The organism is Photobacterium pectinilyticum, assembly GCF_024357955.1.
Classification (GTDB): Bacteria; Pseudomonadota; Gammaproteobacteria; order Enterobacterales; family Vibrionaceae; genus Photobacterium; species Photobacterium pectinilyticum.
Window position 1 is genome coordinate 25,332 of the sequence record NZ_JANEYT010000003.1, and the last position, 18,917, is coordinate 44,248.

The 18,917-nt window shown below is 44.8% G+C and carries 14 protein-coding genes; 10 read left to right on the forward strand and 4 right to left on the reverse strand.

The genetic code is table 11. The features are described 5' to 3' along the window. The first annotated feature begins 304 nt into the window (after window positions 1–304). Both gcvT and NHN17_RS02075 read left to right on the forward strand, forming a co-directional pair. Window positions 305–1,423 (forward strand): glycine cleavage system aminomethyltransferase GcvT, encoded by a 1,119-nt coding sequence (gene gcvT / locus NHN17_RS02070; protein WP_255040450.1) that lies wholly within the window; start codon window positions 305–307, stop codon window positions 1,421–1,423. A 295-nt stretch (window positions 1,424–1,718) separates the two neighbouring features. Next, window positions 1,719–1,886, forward strand: coding sequence for a hypothetical protein (locus NHN17_RS02075; protein ID WP_255040452.1), 168 nt, complete (start codon window positions 1,719–1,721; stop codon window positions 1,884–1,886). A 525-nt stretch (window positions 1,887–2,411) separates the two neighbouring features. Here NHN17_RS02075 and pdsS read toward each other — a convergent pair. Further along, a complete protein-coding gene (gene pdsS, locus NHN17_RS02080; protein ID WP_255040453.1) occupies window positions 2,412–4,643 on the reverse strand; it encodes a proteobacterial dedicated sortase system histidine kinase in 2,232 nt (743 codons plus the stop codon). Then, window positions 4,643–5,329, reverse strand: a complete 687-nt coding sequence (gene pdsR / locus NHN17_RS02085; protein ID WP_255040455.1) for a proteobacterial dedicated sortase system response regulator — start codon at window positions 5,327–5,329, stop codon at window positions 4,643–4,645. The genes pdsS and pdsR overlap by 1 nt, the downstream gene beginning before the upstream one ends. Before the next feature lie 286 nt (window positions 5,330–5,615). Here pdsR and pdsO point away from each other — a divergent pair, with 286 nt between their 5' ends. The 6 genes from pdsO (at window position 5,616) to NHN17_RS02115 (ending at window position 14,342) form a co-directional block, all read left to right on the forward strand. Beyond that, on the forward strand, window positions 5,616–6,383 hold the full coding sequence (pdsO, locus tag NHN17_RS02090; RefSeq protein ID WP_255040456.1) for a sortase-associated OmpA-like protein PdsO: 768 nt from the start codon (window positions 5,616–5,618) through the stop codon (window positions 6,381–6,383). An 11-nt stretch (window positions 6,384–6,394) separates the two neighbouring features. Then, window positions 6,395–6,664, forward strand: a complete 270-nt coding sequence (locus tag NHN17_RS02095) for a hypothetical protein (RefSeq protein WP_255040457.1) — start codon at window positions 6,395–6,397, stop codon at window positions 6,662–6,664. 403 nt (window positions 6,665–7,067) lie between these two features. Beyond that, window positions 7,068–11,222 (forward strand): formate dehydrogenase subunit alpha, encoded by a 4,155-nt coding sequence (fdhF, locus tag NHN17_RS02100; RefSeq protein ID WP_255040458.1) that lies wholly within the window; start codon window positions 7,068–7,070, stop codon window positions 11,220–11,222. Window positions 11,223–11,677: 455 nt separating this feature from the next. Continuing rightward, window positions 11,678–12,046, forward strand: a complete 369-nt coding sequence (locus NHN17_RS02105; protein WP_255040459.1) for an NADH:ubiquinone oxidoreductase — start codon at window positions 11,678–11,680, stop codon at window positions 12,044–12,046. A 303-nt stretch (window positions 12,047–12,349) separates the two neighbouring features. Next, window positions 12,350–14,062, forward strand: coding sequence for an SgrR family transcriptional regulator (locus NHN17_RS02110; protein ID WP_255040460.1), 1,713 nt, complete (start codon window positions 12,350–12,352; stop codon window positions 14,060–14,062). 154 nt (window positions 14,063–14,216) lie between these two features. After that, window positions 14,217–14,342: a hypothetical protein gene (locus NHN17_RS02115; RefSeq protein WP_255040461.1), complete on the forward strand. Its 126-nt coding sequence runs from the start codon at window positions 14,217–14,219 to the stop codon at window positions 14,340–14,342. A 70-nt stretch (window positions 14,343–14,412) separates the two neighbouring features. On the opposite strand, the gene NHN17_RS02120 is transcribed toward NHN17_RS02115, so the two are convergent. Then, entirely contained in the window at window positions 14,413–15,687 is a 1,275-nt protein-coding gene (locus tag NHN17_RS02120) for a D-alanyl-D-alanine carboxypeptidase family protein (protein WP_274125047.1), read from the reverse strand. Between the two features lie 122 nt (window positions 15,688–15,809). Next, window positions 15,810–16,307: a DUF2753 family protein gene (locus NHN17_RS02125; RefSeq protein ID WP_255040463.1), complete on the reverse strand. Its 498-nt coding sequence runs from the start codon at window positions 16,305–16,307 to the stop codon at window positions 15,810–15,812. Window positions 16,308–16,690: 383 nt separating this feature from the next. Between NHN17_RS02125 and nhaD the strand changes: the two genes are divergently transcribed. Together nhaD and NHN17_RS02135 are read left to right on the forward strand one after the other, a co-directional pair. Continuing rightward, the gene (gene nhaD, locus NHN17_RS02130; RefSeq protein ID WP_255040589.1) at window positions 16,691–18,079 is read left to right on the forward strand and encodes a sodium:proton antiporter NhaD; all 1,389 of its coding nucleotides are present in this window, start codon (window positions 16,691–16,693) and stop codon (window positions 18,077–18,079) included. Between the two features lie 173 nt (window positions 18,080–18,252). Beyond that, window positions 18,253–18,906: a hypothetical protein gene (locus tag NHN17_RS02135; protein WP_255040464.1), complete on the forward strand. Its 654-nt coding sequence runs from the start codon at window positions 18,253–18,255 to the stop codon at window positions 18,904–18,906. Window positions 18,907–18,917 lie beyond the last annotated feature (11 nt).

An 18,917-nucleotide genomic window follows, 5' to 3' on the forward strand; every position in this document is an offset into this window, starting at 1 on the left:
CTTAGCTTGTTTAGCTGCCAGTGTCTCGGTTTTTCAGGGTCATATAGTGATGCTCTGATTGTTAACGCTATTGATGGTTTTAACATTTGATGTGCCGCAAGTCGAAAGGAGGAACTTAACAATAGGTTCCTCTTGTTTTGAAAAAATGTTAATTCGAGAAACTTTAACCTGTGGTTCAAATGTGTGATGTTGCACGGTTGAATGATAGGAAACTTTGTTTACTATAAGAAACCATGTCTAACATGGTTGTAACAGCTGATATGGAGTATCGCCGCTTTGCTCGCGGTGTATGGAGTAAAATCGTATGTCACAAGAACTACTGGTAACACCACTACACGCACTTCACATTGAAATGGGGGCCAAGATGGTGCCTTTTGCTGGTTATGATATGCCAGTGCAATACGCGTTGGGTGTACGTAAAGAGCATATCCATTGCCGTGAGTCGGCTGGTCTATTCGATGTTTCCCATATGGGGCAATTGCGTCTTCATGGTGAAAATGCAGCAAAAGTTATCGAGTCGCTAGTTCCTGTCGATATTATTGATCTTCCGGCAGGAAAGCAGCGCTATGCCTTCTTCACCAATGAGCAGGGCGGAATCCTTGATGATTTGATGGTAACCAACTTTGGTGATCACCTGTTCGTTGTTGTTAACGCGGCATGTAAAGAACAAGATATTGCACACATCCAAGCGCATCTTCCTGATGATGTCACTATGGAAATTATTGAAGATCGCGCACTTCTAGCATTGCAAGGTCCAAAAGCTGCGCAAGTGCTGGCACGCTTGAACCCTGTTGTTAGTGACATGGTCTTTATGGATGCCGCCAAGGTTGAGCTATTAGGCATTGAGTGTTTGGTTAGCCGTTCAGGCTACACCGGTGAAGATGGCTATGAGATCTCTGTGCCTGCCAACAAAGCTGAAGAGCTAGCGCGTGAGTTATTGGGTCAGGAGGAAGTGGAATGGATCGGCCTTGGTGCTCGTGACTCACTACGCCTTGAGTGTGGCCTGTGTTTGTATGGTCACGACCTCGATACAACGACAACACCGGTAGAAGCAAGCTTGCTATGGGGTATTAGTAAGCCACGTCGAGCTGATGGTGAACGTGCTGGTGGATTCCCCGGCGCTGATATCATTCTTGAGCAGATTAAAACGAAAGATATTGTTCGTAAACGTATTGGCTTACAGGGTCAGTCTAAAGCCCCTGTGCGTGAAGGTAGCAAATTGTTTGATGCTGATGGTAATGAGATTGGTATTGTGACTTCAGGCACCTTTGGCCCAACAAAAGGGGCACCAGTAGCAATGGGTTATGTTCAAACTGATTTCGCTGTGATTGGCACTGAAATTTTTGCTGAAGTTCGTGGCAAGAAATTACCGATGACAGTAGAAAAAATGCCCTTTGTTCCTCAGAACTATTACCGTGGTTAAATAATTATAATATTAATAATGTATTGATATGAAATGAGTTTTTTATTGATTTATAAAGGAGCCATACTGGCTCCTTTATTTATCTCAAAGTCTGGTTGGAAAAATACTCAGAAATCAACTTTGCTATAGGAAAGGCACAGCCAATACAGCTGAGGTTGATATGAATAATTGTAATGTCCATAAGACTCACTTCCACAAGCGCCCAGTATCACTAGTTGCTTTGATGATGATAACCTCGTTCAGCATCTCTGCGGAATCTTTCCTAATGGGGTTTGATGAGTATATGGACCGTTGTATGTCTTCCTATGGTACAGACAAGATCACGCGTTCAGTCTGCGAAAAACAATATCAGGCTATAGAGCAAAAAGAGTTGGAAATTTTTGCTAAGACAAGTGATGCAAAAAGTGACGTATGGCGGGAAGAGGAAAAGAATGCTGATTCATTGAATGAAGCAAATGAATAAATTAATAAGCTCTGTTAATAGATAATATTGATGAGGTTATTTTCTATATTTTATTGTAACGACTTTTGGTCTATGTTTTTTCTTATTCATTGCTGAATGAAAGCTGTCAGGTTGTGTTATTCATATTTTTTATTACTGTGTTCTTTTTCAGTGTCCTGGCTGAAGCGTTTGGATTTGACTTTAAATGACATTAAAACAATGGCTTAAGTGTTTTGCTTTCTGTTTCAGATATTCGCTAAATCAATGGCTCGTCATTCAACTGTTCAGCTTATATTTAGCCGGTAGGCGTACTATCTATAAGGTGAGTTTATCAACTAATGATAGCTAGGTTATTCTTCATCATGCTGATGAATCTATTCTGCTTTCATTAAATCTTATGAGTTATATGGTTATGCGGCAATATTTGACTAAGTTTCCATTGTTTGTTCGTGAGCAATTAAATATGCGAGAAATGTTATTCGAGATCGTGTTAGCGATCGTAGCAATAGCAGCGGCAATTGGTTTGTTTACCGCTGCTGTTATGGCCTAGTCTTTTGATGCTCCTTTTGGCGTCGCAACAGGAAACGTGACGCAGACTTCAACACCTTGTTTATCTTTGCGATTTCTAAGCAGAATCTTTCCTTGATGGTAGTCGGTAATCAAGCGTGCTATGAACAACCCAAGCCCTAAGTGTGGTTTGTCTTGTTGGCTTTGAGTACGAACGGATACCATAGAGTTCAGTAGCTGATCGCCCATATCATCAGGAAGAAGTGGACCTTCATTACTGACCATCAAGCAAACCTGAGAATCTCTCTGTGACAATGTCACCTGAACAGGCTGCTCATTCTGGCTAAAGTCGACGGCGTTTGAAATCAGCTTGTCGAGCATCTGTGCCAAGTAATCTGGTGCACCATCAACCAGTACAGGGGCGTTACCTGTATCGACCCTGAAGCTTTGGTTCTCATAGGCCATCTGATACCCCTGCATACACCCTTCAACCAGTTCATTGAGCGGGAATACCTCTTTTTCCGCACCCTGCAAACTTTGTTCTATGCGGGTGGCTTCTGTCATGCTCGATAAAATCGTATTTAGACGTTGAATTCCTTCCTGTGCACGTTCTATGTAGCGTTTAGAATCTTCATCTTGATCTTGCATTGACAGGTTTTCGATAGAAGAACGAACGACCGCAACCGGTGTGCGTAACTCATGCGACAAGCGAGACGAGAGGTTCTCAAGATAATGGTTATATTGACCCAATCGGCTGACCATACCCGCTAAACTGCGACTTAAGTCGCCAATTTCATCGCTCTCGGTCGATGCAGTAATAGTGTGCTGAATTTTACCTTGGCTATCAATGGCGTTCTCGGCTTCATTACGAAGCTTTCTCACTCTTCTTGAGATATTAGAGGCGAATAAGAACAGGGTTAGGGTGCCAACCACAATAATAGCGATGAGTGCATTGAGTAACTTCTCAAGGGCACGGTTACGTAACGTTTGAATACCAATGGTCGATTCTTCAGCAACAACAGCACCCATTACGTTGTCACCTAACCAAATAGGGTAGGCGGCCGCTAAAATCATGGCTTTGCCGTCATTAGAACGGCGCCAAAGCGAATACCCACGGCCTTGAAGGGCCTGGTATATATGCACCCCTTCAACCTTGGCCGCATCTTTGAGCGCATCATGAAATGCGGTGGGCTCATTGATAAGGTAGCGGTAGTACAACGGGTGGAGCCATTTTTGCTCTAGCGATGCCCACCACGAATCAGTTTCATCGTCATATTTGACGGAGGACGACCACACACCGTTTGACTCCTGAATATCACCAGTTTGGGCCAAGATCCGCTGGTGTCGATCAATGACCCAAATACGTGAACTGGTGTGTCCCATCCCTTTGAGGATATTTTCAATTTCTGGTGAGGGGATAAGTACGGTGCCGAGCTTGCTCATTTGGTTGGTGTTCGATGTGCCAATAATGGTGTCAATCTCACGGTTGCTGGTGTTATTAACATCATAAAAGGCAAAACCCAGTTTGCTGCCCAGCATGTCTAAAGGAAGACGCAGTTCAATGTTGTAGCCGTTGTCGGTGGTATGCCAATACCCTTGGATTTGGCTTTCAAGGGCTAAATCGGCCGGGTTAGTGATGTCTCCATTGATCTGCCAGGCATTGAACCATCCGTCTTCATAGACGGAAATGACATAGCGATGAAATTCACCACTGGGTGTGGTTATTGCGATGATCAGATGATCATTTCTATCGACTCGTGCTGAGCCCTTTCGGCGCATAACGGGTTTGTTATCTTTCACCTCAAACATGGCGTATAGATAACCATCGTATTTTCCGACCATATGGTTGAAGCGAAGGTTGCTTCGTTGGTACGGCCAGCGACTGAACTGAACATACTCTCTACCATAATGCACAACTTGTTCGGAATAATCTGACCAGTCATTGAGCTGTCCGTCGAGTTTGATTGCCGATCTTAGTTCGTAGGCATAAAGATCACGGCCTTTTTGCACCGATTGCAAAAAACTGGCTTGGTCGGTAAATAGGTTAGGGCGCTCATTCAGCGCAGTGGCGACGGCCCTTGTGGTTCCCACTAAGGTTTGCTCTTGGCCCTGGCGCAAGAGCTTTTCCATTTCGAGGATGTAGTTATAGCCAATCCAAGGGAGCGTCAGTAATAAGCAGGCAATTAAGGTGATTTTTGTGCGTAGGCCACAGACTGGCTTTAGTCGTTTAAGGTCGATAGCTGAGAGCTTTCGTAATAAATTTTTTTGCATTAAGCCCCCCAGCGGTAGCCCATGCCATAAACCGTGTTGATACAGTCAAACTTGTTATCGAACTGCATGAATTTTTTACGGATTCGTTTGATATGGGAGGTAATCGTACTGTCATCAACCACTACTTGCGCTTCGTCCATGAGGTCGTGTCGACTTTTAACATGACCTGGACGCTTAGCTAGTGCATATACCATCCAAAACTCGGTGACAGTTAATTCAACAAGGTGCTGCTGCCAAAAGACCTGCATTTTGTTTTTATCGATGGAAAGATCACCGTGTTGAATAAGCTCTACTTTCTCGGTGGGTTGCAGCATCAGATCGCTACGGCGAAATAGTGCCGCAATACGGGCAATCAGATGGGGCAGGCTGACATCTTTGGTTAGGTAGTCATCGGCGCCCATACGCAAACCACATACCGTGTCGAAGTCGCTGTCTCTGGCGGTGAGGAAAATGATCGGCAAGGTCGGTGATAGCGCACGGAGTGATTGGCATAAGGTAAAACCGCCATCTATCTCATCCTGCAAGCCAATATCGATAATGGCCAAATCTGGCAGCTCTGATTCAAAAGCAGCCTGCGCATCAGGGCGGTTGTCATAGCCTTGTACATCGTAACCATGCTTTTTTAGTACATCGATATAGTTTTCACGGATGGCTTTTTCATCTTCGACAATGACAATTTTTTTCATGAGCTAGTACCTGTTTTTTTCATGGCTTAGAACCCATACAGCGTGTTAATGATGCTGACTATACAACAATCTAGCTGATAGAAAAGGCTTGCAGACAGAATCGGAGCAATTGCCATTTTTTTGCCACAATTGATCATGACATTGCCTTTTTTTGCGCTCAGATTTGCCAGATCGGCTTGCTTTAATAACCTCATCGAAACGAAACAGCCCATTACGAAACAGCCAATACGAAATCGTTAAGTAACAAGGCAAATCAAAACCGAATGACATTGATGAGGACATCAAAATGAAAAAGCAGCTTATCTCAACACTGATCACAACAACGCTTATAGCTTCTCTGGTTTCTCCTATAGCTACAGCAAATGACATTCCGAACGATAGCAACTTGAACGACAGCTACCGTGTTGGTGAGCAAGAATCACTCATCGGTCTCGGCTCTGGTGTCGCGCTTGGTGCCGTTGTCGGAGGCCCTATCGGCGCGGTAGTCGGCGCCATGGTTGGCGGTATTGTTGGTACCGCTGTTGGGCAAGACAACCAAATTCAGGTACAAGATGAAGAACTGGGTGAGCTGGTCGCCCGTAATACCGAACTTGAACGTATCAGCCAGAAATACAACCAAGCGCAGATTGAAATCGCGCGTCTTGAGCAAGACAAGTATGATCTGATGAACCACAAAGAGCGCCAGCTTGATTTGGCATTGGAAATGAATGTGCATTTCAGAACTGGCTCTGCCGATATTGAGCCGCTATTTAAAGCCCAGCTGGATGAGATTGCTGAAATCATGAAGCAGGCACCAGATATTCGCTGGGAGCTCGCTGGTTACTCTGACCGACGTGGTAGCACAGAGCGGAATCTAAATTTGTCGGAGCAACGCGTGGAAGCGGTACGTGATTACTTGGAATCACAAGGTGTAGAGGGTGTTCAGCTTTACGCAGCAGCATACGGTGATCAGGAGCCACTAAAAAACGAGCAGAACTTTGAAGGTGATTTCTTCGACCGTAGAGTGACCTTGCGTAGCGCTAATGACAATGTCAGTACGGCACAAAGCCATTAAGGGGTTAAGGAATGACTGAACAACAAAGAAAGAAGGTCAAAGAAGAGGCACCAAGCTGGGTGCTTTCCTTCCTCATCACCTTGCTATTGACTATGCAGTTGACGGTTAGGGCAGATGATATCTCGGCACAGAAGATAGATATCTTAGGGGGGGAAACCCTTTACGCTTGGGATGAAAGTTGGCAATCGATTGATACTGAACAGCATATATATTCCAATTCACAACAACCAGAAGGCCAGCAGCCCATAGGTCAGAAAACATGGGGCAATGAGAATGAGTGAGATTGTTTGGTGTGAACTGTTAATGAAAGTCTCACTGCTCCATTTTAGCCTTATCTATTGTTGATCACTTTGGTTGCATTAAATGGATACGTTAGTGGTATGTTGTCAGATAGCTCGCCCAGCTTTGGGCGAGCTTTATCACCGACAAGGTTTGTTCGCTAGTCTGCCTCTTATGAATTTTTTTCAAAATAAATATCCAAAATGTTCCAAATCAAGGAATTTGATTCTGTAGCCAGATAATCTGCCCTGATAACAAAAAAAGATGATCGACTAAACCTAAATCAATAATCGACTGGTTATCATCCTGAGCGTTGTGCGGCTTCTTCCCATGAACATGAAGTTAGATATATAGAGCCTGAAACTCACAATAAAGGCACAGCGCCAGCAACAGAAAGAGGCAACTATGAGTAATGTCACGATAGACGGTCAGGTTCTGGCTACTGACGGTCAATTGTCAATCCTTGAACTCGCTCAACAGTTCGAGATTGAAATCCCATCACTGTGTGGGCTAAATAAAAATGGCGAAAAAGTACCGTGCGATTTATGTGTGGTAGATATTGAAGGCCAAGGCATTCATCGTGCCTGTGAAGTTACAGCGGCACCTGAAATGGTTATCACCACGCAAAGCGACGTTATTTCTGAACGTCGCCGTGAGTCGCTAAATCGCATTATGTCAGATCACTATGCAGACTGTGAGGCACCTTGCCAAACCGCATGTCCTGCAGGTGTCGATATTCAGTCTTACCTATACCACATTTCCCAAAACGACCATCAGAAAGCGGTAGAGGTGATTAAACGAACCTTGCCAATGCCGTTGTCGATTGGTCGTGTTTGTCCGGCTTTTTGTGAGACAGAATGTCGTCGCGGTATTGTTGACGAACCGATTGCGATCCGCCAATTGAAACGTCATGCGGCGGATATTGACCTTGAAGCCCAAGAGCAATATGTCCCACCGCGCAAAGCCGATAAAGGCAAGAACGTCGCTGTCATTGGTAGTGGCCCTGGTGGTTTGAGCTGTGGCTATTACCTAAGTAATGAAGGTTACAATGTCACTGTTTTCGAGTCCATGCCTCAGGCTGGTGGTTGGCTGCGTTACGGTATTCCAGAGTATCGTCTGCCAAAAGCCATTCTTGATAAAGAAATCGAGCTGATTTGCCGTAATGGCATGAAGGTTGAAACCAATACGACCTTGGGTAAAGACTTCCTGCTATCAGAGTTAACTAAACAGTATGATGCTGTATGTTTAGCCGTTGGTGCATCCCAAGCGGTTGAAATGAATTATCCGGGTAGTGATCAAGATGGCTGCTACCTCGGTGTTGATTACTTGAAAGATTACGTTACCACCCAAAATTACACCACCGGCAAGAAAGTGGCTGTGATTGGTGGCGGTAACACAGCTATTGACTGTGCACGTACTGCTGTTCGAGATGGTGCCGATACCACACTTATCTATCGTCGTACTCGCGATGAAATGCCAGCGGAAGACTATGAAATTGTTGAAGCTGAGCACGAAGGTGTCAAATTCCACTTCTTGACCAATCCAGTCGAAAACATTGCTGACAGTAATGGCCGGGTAACGGATGTGAAGCTTGAGAAAATGGCACTTGGCGAACAGGATGCTTCAGGCCGTCGTCGTCCAGAAGCGACGGGAGAATACTTTGTCGAGCATTTCGACACAGTCATTTCAGCTGTATCGCAAAAGCCAGATCTGTCGTTCTTGGACAATGACAGCATCGAACTTCCTGTTACCCGCTGGCTAACGCTTGAGTCAAGTGACGATACTATGCACTCCGGTGTGGAAAATATCTTTAGTATCGGTGATTTCCGTCGTGGCCCTGCCACAGCCATTGAAGCAGTGGCTGATGGCCGTGTTGCGGCTGAAGCGATTGATCGTTTCTTTAATGGCGATATGGAACATATTCCCGTCAAGCCATATAACTCACAAAAAGCCGCTAAGGTAAAGCAGGTTGATCCCAAGCAATTCGAAGGGATCCAGAAGGCCATGCGCTCTATCATGCCAGAGCTTACCAGTGAGCAGCGTGAACTTAGCTTCGCTGAAGTAGAAACTGGCTTTGTTAACGAAGAAGCAATGCGTGAAGCTGCCCGCTGCTTAGAGTGTGGTTGTCAGGCAAATACCGACTGTAAATTGCGTGACTTCGCAACTGAATACAAGGTCGAAAAAGATGACTTGGATATGTCTGACTGTCAGAAATTTGCCGTTGATGACAGTTCCGAGTTTATTGTTTTTGATGCCAACCGCTGTATCAGCTGTGGCCAGTGTGTCGACATCTGTAACGAACAAGCTGTTCACGGTGCACTTGGTTTCTTGAAAGATGCTGATGGTAATAGTGCCAAGCGCCCAGAGTGCCGCCCAGGTTTTGACAAAGGTTACAGCATGGGTGATTCAAACTGTGTGCAGTGTGGCGCTTGTGTGCAGGTTTGTCCGACCGGAGCATTGACGGATTCTCGCGATAAGTCGCAAGGCCGTGTTGAGATGCTCAAGCCAGTTGATACCATTTGTACTTATTGTGGTGTGGGCTGTAAGGTCACCATGTATGTAGACGAATTGACGGATAAAATTCGTTACGTTCAAGGCGCGAAGGACTCACCAGTCAACCAAGGTATGCTGTGCGTGAAAGGGCGTTTTGGATTTGACTTTATCCAGAGTGAAGAGCGTCTAAGCCAGCCATTGATCCGTAAAGACGGTAAGCTACAGCCTGCAAGTTGGGATGAGGCGATTACCTTGATTGCCGATAAGTTCTCGGCGATTAAGCAAGCGTCGGGCGGCAATGCACTTGCTGGCTTCTCGTCAGCTAAAACGACCAACGAAGATAATTTTGCGTTCCAGAAATTTATTCGCCGTGAGCTGGGCACTAACAACGTCGATCACTGTGCGCGTCTTTGCCACTCTACAACCGTCACAGGCCTTGAAGCCTCGTTGGGTAGTGGTGCGATGACCAATGATATTTCGAGTATCGCTCATTCAGATCTGATCTTTATTATCGGTTCGGATACTTCCTCGGCTCACCCAATCATCGCTTCGCACATCAAGCAGGCAATCCGTAAAGGGACTGCACGCTTGGTTGTTGCTGATCCGAAAAAAGTGGATATTGCGGATCATTCTGAATTGTATGTTGCCCATAGACCGGGCTCTGACGTAATGTTGATGAACGGCATTATGCAGCAAATCATTAAGAATGACTGGCAGGATCACGCTTATATTGATGCGCGAGTTGAGGGCTACGAAGCACTCAAATCCGAGGTTATGAGTGATGCTTATTCACCTGAAAAAGTTGAGCTCGTTACTGGGGTTAAACAAGCTGATTTGCTGAAGTTGGCGGAGTTGATTGGTACAGCCGAGCGTACGGCTATCTATTACTCAATGGGTATCACCCAGCATACGACTGGACACGATAACGTCCGTTCTATTGCTAACCTTCAGCTGCTGTGTGGCAATATCGGTATTGAAGGCGGGGGTATCAACCCGTTACGAGGCCAATCAAATGTACAGGGCGCTTGTGATATGGGGGCACTTCCGAATTACTTCCCTGGTTACCAGAAAGTCTATAACCCAGAGATCCACAGTAAGTATGCCAAAGCCTGGAACCGACCGGATCTGCCTGCGGAATCTGGTTTAACACTGACAGAAATCATTGATGCGGCATGCCACAAGCAAGTTCGTGGTCTGTATGTCATGGGTGAGAACCCAGTGTTAAGTGATCCTGACCAAAAGCACGTGCTGGAAGCGATTGAGGCATTGGACTTCTTGGTGGTGCAAGATATCTTCCTCACCGAAACCGCTCAATTGGCCGATGTTGTCTTGCCATCCTACTCTTTTGCGGAAAAGGCTGGTCATTTCACCAACACCGAGCGGCGTGTTCAGCGCCTGAATCCAGCGATTAAAGCGCCGGGTCAGGCTCGTGAAGATTGGCAAATTATCCAGAGTATTGCCAACGCGATGGGTAGTGACTGGAATTACCAATCGGTTAAAGACATCACGGAAGAGATCACCCAACTGACACCTCAATACGCTGGGATCAAATGGGACCGTGTTGGTAAAGATGGTTTGCAGTGGCCATGCCGAGATGAAAATCACCCTGGCACCCGCATCATGCACCAAGAGAACTTTATCCGAGGTGAGAAAGCTGAAATGGTGGGCATCCCATTCCGCTATGCCGCTGAGCTTCCTGACGATGAGTTCCCAATGATATTGACGACGGGTCGTCTGTTGGAGCAGTTCCATACGGGGACTATGACTCGTAAGACGAAAGGGTTAGATAACCTAGCTGGCCCGAGAGCGATGATCTCGGTAACTGATGCTGAGCGTCTAGGTGTTGGGAATGGTGAGATGCTCACACTGTCTACTCGTCGCGGAACTATCGAAACGCCAGCGTTTGTTACCAAGCGAATGCAGCCAGGTGTCGTCTTTGTTCCTTTTCACTTTGTTGAATCGGCAGCAAATAAGTTGACTGGCACCGCGACAGATCCGCATGCCAAGATTCCTGAGTTTAAAGTGGCTGCAGTAAAAGTAGAAAAAGTGCTAGCGACAATAGAGTAGTTTATCTTTCTTGTCATATCGCATTAACGCTGTATCTCTTCCTAAACACCCAGTTTTACTGGGTGTTTTTTTATGCCAGTCACAAAATGGAAAACAATATAAGTGGAAGATATCAATCCATATTTAGTGTCGCAACCTGCCGGTTGCTTGGTGTTTAATTTTGAATTTTAATGTTTTTTAGCTTATCAATAGCATTGAATTACTTAAAAAACGTCATGACACTATTTCTTACACCTCAATTAAAATTTAACAATCTGTTTACGAAGGTGTGTTATCATCAATGGTATGAGTAGTTTGGTTTGTTACAAAATGTAAAATGCCGAAAGTTGAAGTGGGCATTAAAGTGCCTGGAAGTGCCGAGGTGTATGCAATTTGCTCGGAAAGTGGGAAAATATCCCTATTAGCTTAAAGCACATCGAAAGGACGCATCTTTAACTTCTTACAAAGAGGTGTTTATGAAGTTCGGTCTGATTTTTTTGTTGTCTGCCGCTGCTGGTATACTTTCTGGTGAGCATTTCCACTCGTTTCTTGCAGGCTTTGGGGTTGCTTCAGTTGCAGTAGGCGCTGGCTATTGGCTAGCATTTCGTTGTTCTACCCGTTACCCACAACTGGCATTGTTAATGTTGATGATGGGTCTGATCGCTAAAATTGGTGTTACAATTGCTGGTGTTATGTGGGGTCTAGAGTTGAATCTTATTAACTCGCCATTCGTGTTCTCGCTGTCATATTTATTCTTCTCTATTGTTGTGACTTACATGTATTCCAAGTGGCGCGAATTCCAAATGTCTCGTACGACTGACGCACTAACGACTAAAACTGCTTAAGTCTTATGCTTAAAACTGAAAACGGGCTACTGGCCCGTTTTTTGTGCCTGGAGTTTGTCGGTTGTGCTTATACCAACCTACATAAATACTTGATTAACTACTTATCCAGATTGGTATTAAAGCGGGTTACCTTCAAGAGGGGGGGAGGCGGCACAGACTCACTCAGGCGCTATTCTTTGGGGGTCTACTTAGTAGAAAAATAACTTGTTCTATGCCGCCAAGTACCGCTTGGGTACATCGCTATTTTTACGCTAAAATAGGAAACCTAAAACAGAAGAAACAATAAAAATAGGTTCCTCCTTTATGAGCGGTCAACGCCTCAAAGTCCAATTCCAGCGACTGTATAATCACTTCTCTGGTCAAGATGCTGATACAAACCTCCAAGATATTGCTGAAGTACTATTTTGTACCCGACGAAATGTGCGAATGGTGATCAATAAAATGGTAGATAAAGGCTGGATCGCTTGGGAGCCAGCCGTTGGAAGGGGAAAGCAATCTAGGCTGACTTTTTGTAGTACAGACAATGAATTGCAGCTATTGCATGCCAGGAAGCTGGTGGCAGAAGGGAAACTAGAACCAGCGCTTGAAGCGCTTGAACATAATGCTGATAAGCTTGCTCAGATCATCCAAGAGCAGCTTGGCCACACAACGGCACACGGCAAACAAATTGTTCGTCTACCTTATTATCGCGCGTTCAGTAACCTTAATCCACTTCAACCTTTGCGCCGCTCTGAGCAGCATTTGGTCAGACAAGTATTCAATGGGTTAACTCGAATAAATGAGGAAAAAGAGGAGGTAGAAGGTGATTTAGCCCACCATTGGGAAGCGTTAAATCCACGTCACTGGCGTTTTTATATCAGGCCGTCAGTTCGATTTCATGATGGTCGCTTGCTCAGCACTGACGATATTATAGCCACGTTCGACCAGGTTAAGCAGCATCGGCTGTTCAACCATATCCTTGAAATAAATGCACCATTTACCAATACTGTCGATTTTTATTTAACCAGCGATGACCAGCGTTTCCCTGATTTACTCACCAACCTAATTGCTATGATCCAGCCGGCTGATGCAGACATGGGCAACCCCAACGTTTTATTTCCGATAGGCACGGGCCCTTATAAAGTTATTCAGAATGACAGTAAGCGCTTTAAGCTTGAAGCTTCTGATCAGTACTTCGGCTTCAGGGCGTTGATTGATATTGTGGATATTTGGATGCTGTCTGAAGTTGCATCGTGTTACTTGCAGCCGGCAGCGGATGCTAGTCAACTGGGTGGTGTAAGCGTGTCTACCCGGCTCAAATTGGATGAAGGATGTAACTTCCTTTTGTTTAACCGGGTTGGTGGATTGCCTGCAGACCCTCAATGGTTACAATATTTGCAAGGTCGCTTGACCGCTTTACATCTTTTGCAGCGGTTGAATAAAGATCAGATTGGGGATTTCCGTTTAACCAACGCTTATGGCATTTTGCCAGGCTGGACCCATGTACCCTTGTATTCTGCCCCAGTCCAAGAGCCACCATCGAAACGCATCGTTACCATAGCTTTTGCCTGCCAACATCCTGTTTACCCACATGTTGCCAATGCAATTAAGGAAATATTAGGTGAAGATGGTATTAAGCTGAAAATGCTCGAATTAACGACAACTGAGATTGCGCTTGGTAAGCATAGTTCGAAGATTGACCTGTGGTTGGGGGGGATGAGTTTGATGAACTACCGTGATGATGCGTTATTGTCATGGTTCTTCAATTTTGACCATATCGCACGAGCCATGCCTGAAGAGGAGTTTAAGCAACTTGAGCTAGAGGTATTACGGTGGCGGGCAAATATCGATCAAGCTTCGCCTTGCCAGCATATTGGTGCCAAGCTTGTTGAATTTGGCCAAATTATGCCGTTGTTCCACAATTGGCTAGGTGTCGATGACTCTGGAGCGGTACAAGGTATGCAATCCAACTCTATGGGCTGGTTCGACTTCAAGTCAGTATGGATGAAGCCAGAATTGGACGGCAAGGCGCTTTAAGTCGCTCATTTTAAGTCTCTAATGGACGTTCATATTTCTAACACTTTTCATTCATCGTTCTGACATCCGCGTTGAGTAAAACAGAATTATGTTCTGCCTTATCTAATTATTGTCTATTGATAGGGCACGATGTGTACTAGCATGGAGAGCCGCAATGTTTGAGTATGATCATAATGATATCGAGCTAATCGAAGACACGTTATGGGACGATAACCAGGATGAGATTGAGTTTGATGACTGGTTTGAATCTGAAGATGACTACGAATACGATTATCAGTAAGTTCATTTAATAACAAAGAACAGGCAAGATTGCCTGTTCTTTGTTTGTAGATATAAGCACTTGCTTGGGGTTAAGTTTGATTGGCTGAGGCTTTTAGTGCTTCATTTTGATCGCTGAACCATCGGTTTATTGGCCGCCATACAACATCGACCATAGATTTATACCAGGGTGCTTCTTCAACAGGTTGCGTGGCTAAAAGAGGTTGCTCTGCAATAACTTCATCATTGATGTACCAAACGACTTTGCCCACTTCCTGATCTTTTGCGACTGGTGCTTCTAAGTTGTCATAGAGGATAGAGTATTCAACATTCTTTCTTTGTCGGCGAGGGATCGTGACTTTTCCTCCAGAGCCGACAACGACTTCGACGCTTGATGGGCTACCATACCAAACACGTAGAGGGAGCAATTCGTCTTTACTGAAATTAGGCTCGATATCTTGGTAAAATCGAAACCCCCAAGTTAAGAGCTTTTTACTTTCATTACGACGGACAGTCGCACTTTTTGTCCCCAGCACTACTGCAATCAGTCGCTGCCCATTCAATTCGGCGGAAGATACAAGGCTGTATCCTGCATTTTTGGTGTAGCCTGTCTTCACTCCATCCACATTGATAGTCGTATCCCATAGCAATGCGTTACGGTTGCCTTGTTTAATTTTTCCAAATGTGAATGATTTCTCTTTAAACAACGAGTACATGTTGGGTAAATCAGTAATCAGCGCTTTTGTTAGTAATGCCATATCATAGGCTGTTGTTTGTTGTTCTGAAGAGTCTAGCCCATGTGGGTTGGTGAAGAAGGTATCTTTCATCGCGACTTTTTCAGCATAACGGTTCATCATCTCGATAAAAGCAGATTGATGGCCTGCAACATGCTCAGCAAGGGCTACAGTCGCATCATTCCCTGATGAGATAATGACACCTCGGTTAAGATCTTCGACCGAGACTTGGTCGCCAACATTAAGGAACATTTTTGATGAGCCAGGAAATTTTTTCCCCCAGGCGTTTTCACTGATCACGACCATGTCGTTTGAGGCAATATGGCCCGACTTAATTTCTTGGCCAACGACATAGCTGGTCATAATTTTAACGAGGCTGGCGGGTGCGTGTGGAGCATGAATGTTTTCCCCCGCAATGACCTGACCGGTATCGTAACTCATTAAAACCCATGACTGAGCCGCCACCTCGGGAGGTGTTGGATGGATTTCGGCATACCCAGGCGAAACTACAGCAAGGGAAATTAAGAAAATAAACAATTGTCGACAATATTTACTAAATAAAGGAAGTGTCATCGGAATAAACCCCGTGTCTACAGCACCGTTGCACTTTTCAGCATAGTAAATAATCACCATGCAGGATTAACTTGATATGAGTCTTGTAGAGTTTTTTATTATGTTCTCACCATTGAGACGATAGTTATTTTTGAGATGGCTTAGGTGGTATTGAATATTTCTAATAAATTCAGAAGTCTAGGTTAATGAGGAATTTTGATAACAGGTCCAAAGGATAAATTTTGGTGCGATAGCTGCTGCATAAAATGAACATGCGTATCGATAAGGTGTTTTCTTATCTTCTGCCAGTCAGGGGGGTGGGGTTGATGTTGGCAGAACTCGAGCATATCAACCACCATACACTCGAGTTTTTTGATGCACCAACGCCGCATAGCGGGATCTTGATTGGGCACTGTCGCTAACACCTGAATTTTGCTGTAACTAAATTGTTGGTATTGGAACGCGAGGTCCACATTGCCAGAGCGTTGATGAAAGGCACTTAATTGGCAGCAAACATCTAACCAGTAAGCGATAGCTTCACTCTGGTTTAGGCTAACAATCGACCCAAACAACGATGCTGGTGCTTCATTGAGCAACCGAGCAGTGGAGGCTTCATCCCAGTTAGTATTGTTGGCTGCGTGCCAGCGAGTGCTAAGGGTTAAACTCTTGACTTCTTTCAACCAGGACTCGATTGTTTTCATGCTATTGCGTCCTTATTTCAGTGCTGAGCAAAATGCTTTTCAGCGAACTTAAGCATGTATGGTCGCTGGGCTAATGCTTATAGATCGGGTTGTATCTGCAGCCATATAGAAGTTTGGCTTACTACATATGAGGTTTGCAAAACCCACTGTGAAAGTAAATGAATCCGGCATGTTACAGGGCGGTGCAGCAAGATGGATTCCTTATTCGTATGTTCACATAGTGTTAATTGTGTGTTGTAATTAACGTTAACATGTTGGATTGCTTTACGTAAATATCCAAAAGGATTGTGTCCACTAGCGTTAGTTTAATCACTCAGGGAGTTGAGTCTCGAATGAAACTGTTACGAGGAAGTATGCTATTCGGGGGGATCGCAGCAGCCCTAATGGCGGGAGGCAGTGCTTTTGCCGCTGAGCCAGGTGTCGATTTAACCCAGTCAACAGTAGGTTATGCATCACTCATTATTTTTGGATTAGCTTATTGTTTGGTTATGGGGGAGGAGTACCTGCAGCTGAGGAAGTCAAAGCCCGTTTTATTAGCCGCGGGCTTGATCTGGTTAATGATTGGTTTTGTCTATCAGCAACAGGGTCAGATTGAGTTAGCAAAAGCGGCTTTAGAGCATAACTTACTTGAGTACGCAGAGTTATTGTTGTTCTTGTTAGTTGCAATGACATATATCAGTGCAATGGAAGAGCGGCGTTTGTTTGATTCACTGCAGTCTTGGATGGTAGGCAAAGGGTTTAATTTCAGGAGCTTGTTTTGGCTTACGGGCTGTTTATCCTTTGTCATTTCACCTATCGCTGATAACTTGACTACCGCGTTGTTGATGTGTGCCGTTGTTATGAAGGTTGGCGGTAGCAACATACGTTTTATCAATCTCGCCTGTATCAATATCGTCGTGGCAGCAAATGCTGGCGGGGCCTTTAGTCCATTTGGGGATATTACAACATTAATGGTTTGGCAAACTGGGTTGGTTAGTTTTACTCAGTTCCTCGATCTTTTCATTCCGTCCTTGGTTAACTACGTTATTCCTGCGGCTATCATGTCATTCTTCGTTCCCAAAACAAGGCCAAATACCACAACTGAGTACGTTGAATTAAAACGAGGGGCGAGGCGCATCGTCTGTTTGTTTATTTTAACGATTGCCACTGCAGTGGGTTTCCATGCGTTAGTTCATTTCCCTCCAGTTATGGGCATGATGATGGGCTTGGCGTATCTGCAGTTCTTCGGCTTCTACCTCCGTAAGACATTGCCACGTTCACTGGAGAAGAAAAAAGCGCTTGCCATTGCCAATAAAGACGATGAAGCATTAAAGCGGATAGGCTCTGTTGTTCCCTTTGATGTGTTCAAACGTGTTTCTCATGCCGAGTGGGATACGCTGCTGTTCTTCTACGGTGTCGTTATGTGTGTTGGCGGGTTAAGCCTGTTGGGTTATCTCGGCATGGTCTCCGAGGTGATGTACTCCCAGTGGAATCCTGTATGGGCAAACGTTATGGTCGGTATACTGTCTGCGATAGTGGATAATATACCTGTGATGTTCGCTGTATTGACGATGCAGCCCGAACTCTCATTGGGTAACTGGCTGTTAGTCACATTGACAGCTGGTGTTGGCGGTAGCTTGTTATCTATTGGTTCTGCCGCTGGTGTTGCTTTGATGGGGGCGGCTCATGGTAAATACACCTTCTTCGGGCACTTGAAGTGGATGCCAGTCATTGCCTTGGGGTATGTCGCGAGTATTGTTTGCCATTTATTAATGAATAACCATTTGTTCTAGATGTGATTAAAAAACACTCGATTGCCTCAGTGCTAATAAATAGAAAGTGTGTAGAACATCACTAAAGAATAATGAAATGCCAGCCCAGCAAATGCTGGGCTTTTTTTTGGGCAATTGTCGTGCTTAACTAGATGATAGTGATGTATAAGTGGTCGTTGTCATAGGAATGGCGCATGAAAAAATACGGATGTTTAATTGTGGGCACGATTGTGCTTTCTACGGGCTCTTTAGCCCATGCAATGGATTTAGAGACTCTGTTTAGGGTTCCTAGTGTTAAATTGGGTATTGCTAAGTCGGCCGGAAATGTAGACATAACAAAAAAGGGGCAATTTAGCGATATTCCCTTTAACTCTTCACATTCTGTTACACCGGTTGTCTCTCTTTTTCAGTCTCCTTACTTTTTTTCAGATTCGGCCCGTTGGGGTTATCATACTGAACTCTCAGCCAGTTATTATGATTTAGACTACGATGATGACGATGATGAGCAATTTGTCGGGGGGAATTATAAGGGCTATTCCGTTGGCTTTACGCCAGTACTGTTTTACCAGTGGGGAGATCGCAAACTGTGCTCGTCGTGTAAAAGCTGGCGTGTAGAGTTAGGGGCGGGGGTGCAATATCTGAATGCCGACGGTAAATTGAAGAATGCAGATAATAGCCAAGAGACGTTCAAATCATCTGGTTTCGGTTTTCATTCCCATTTAGGTACTGTTGTTAATTATAAAAACTGGGAGGTGGGCCTGAGACTGGTGGTGCCAACAAGATTGGATGATGGTGATATTAAGGTTGAACACGGACTATCATCGGTGAGCTTCGGTTACCGCTTCTAATTCAAGTGTAT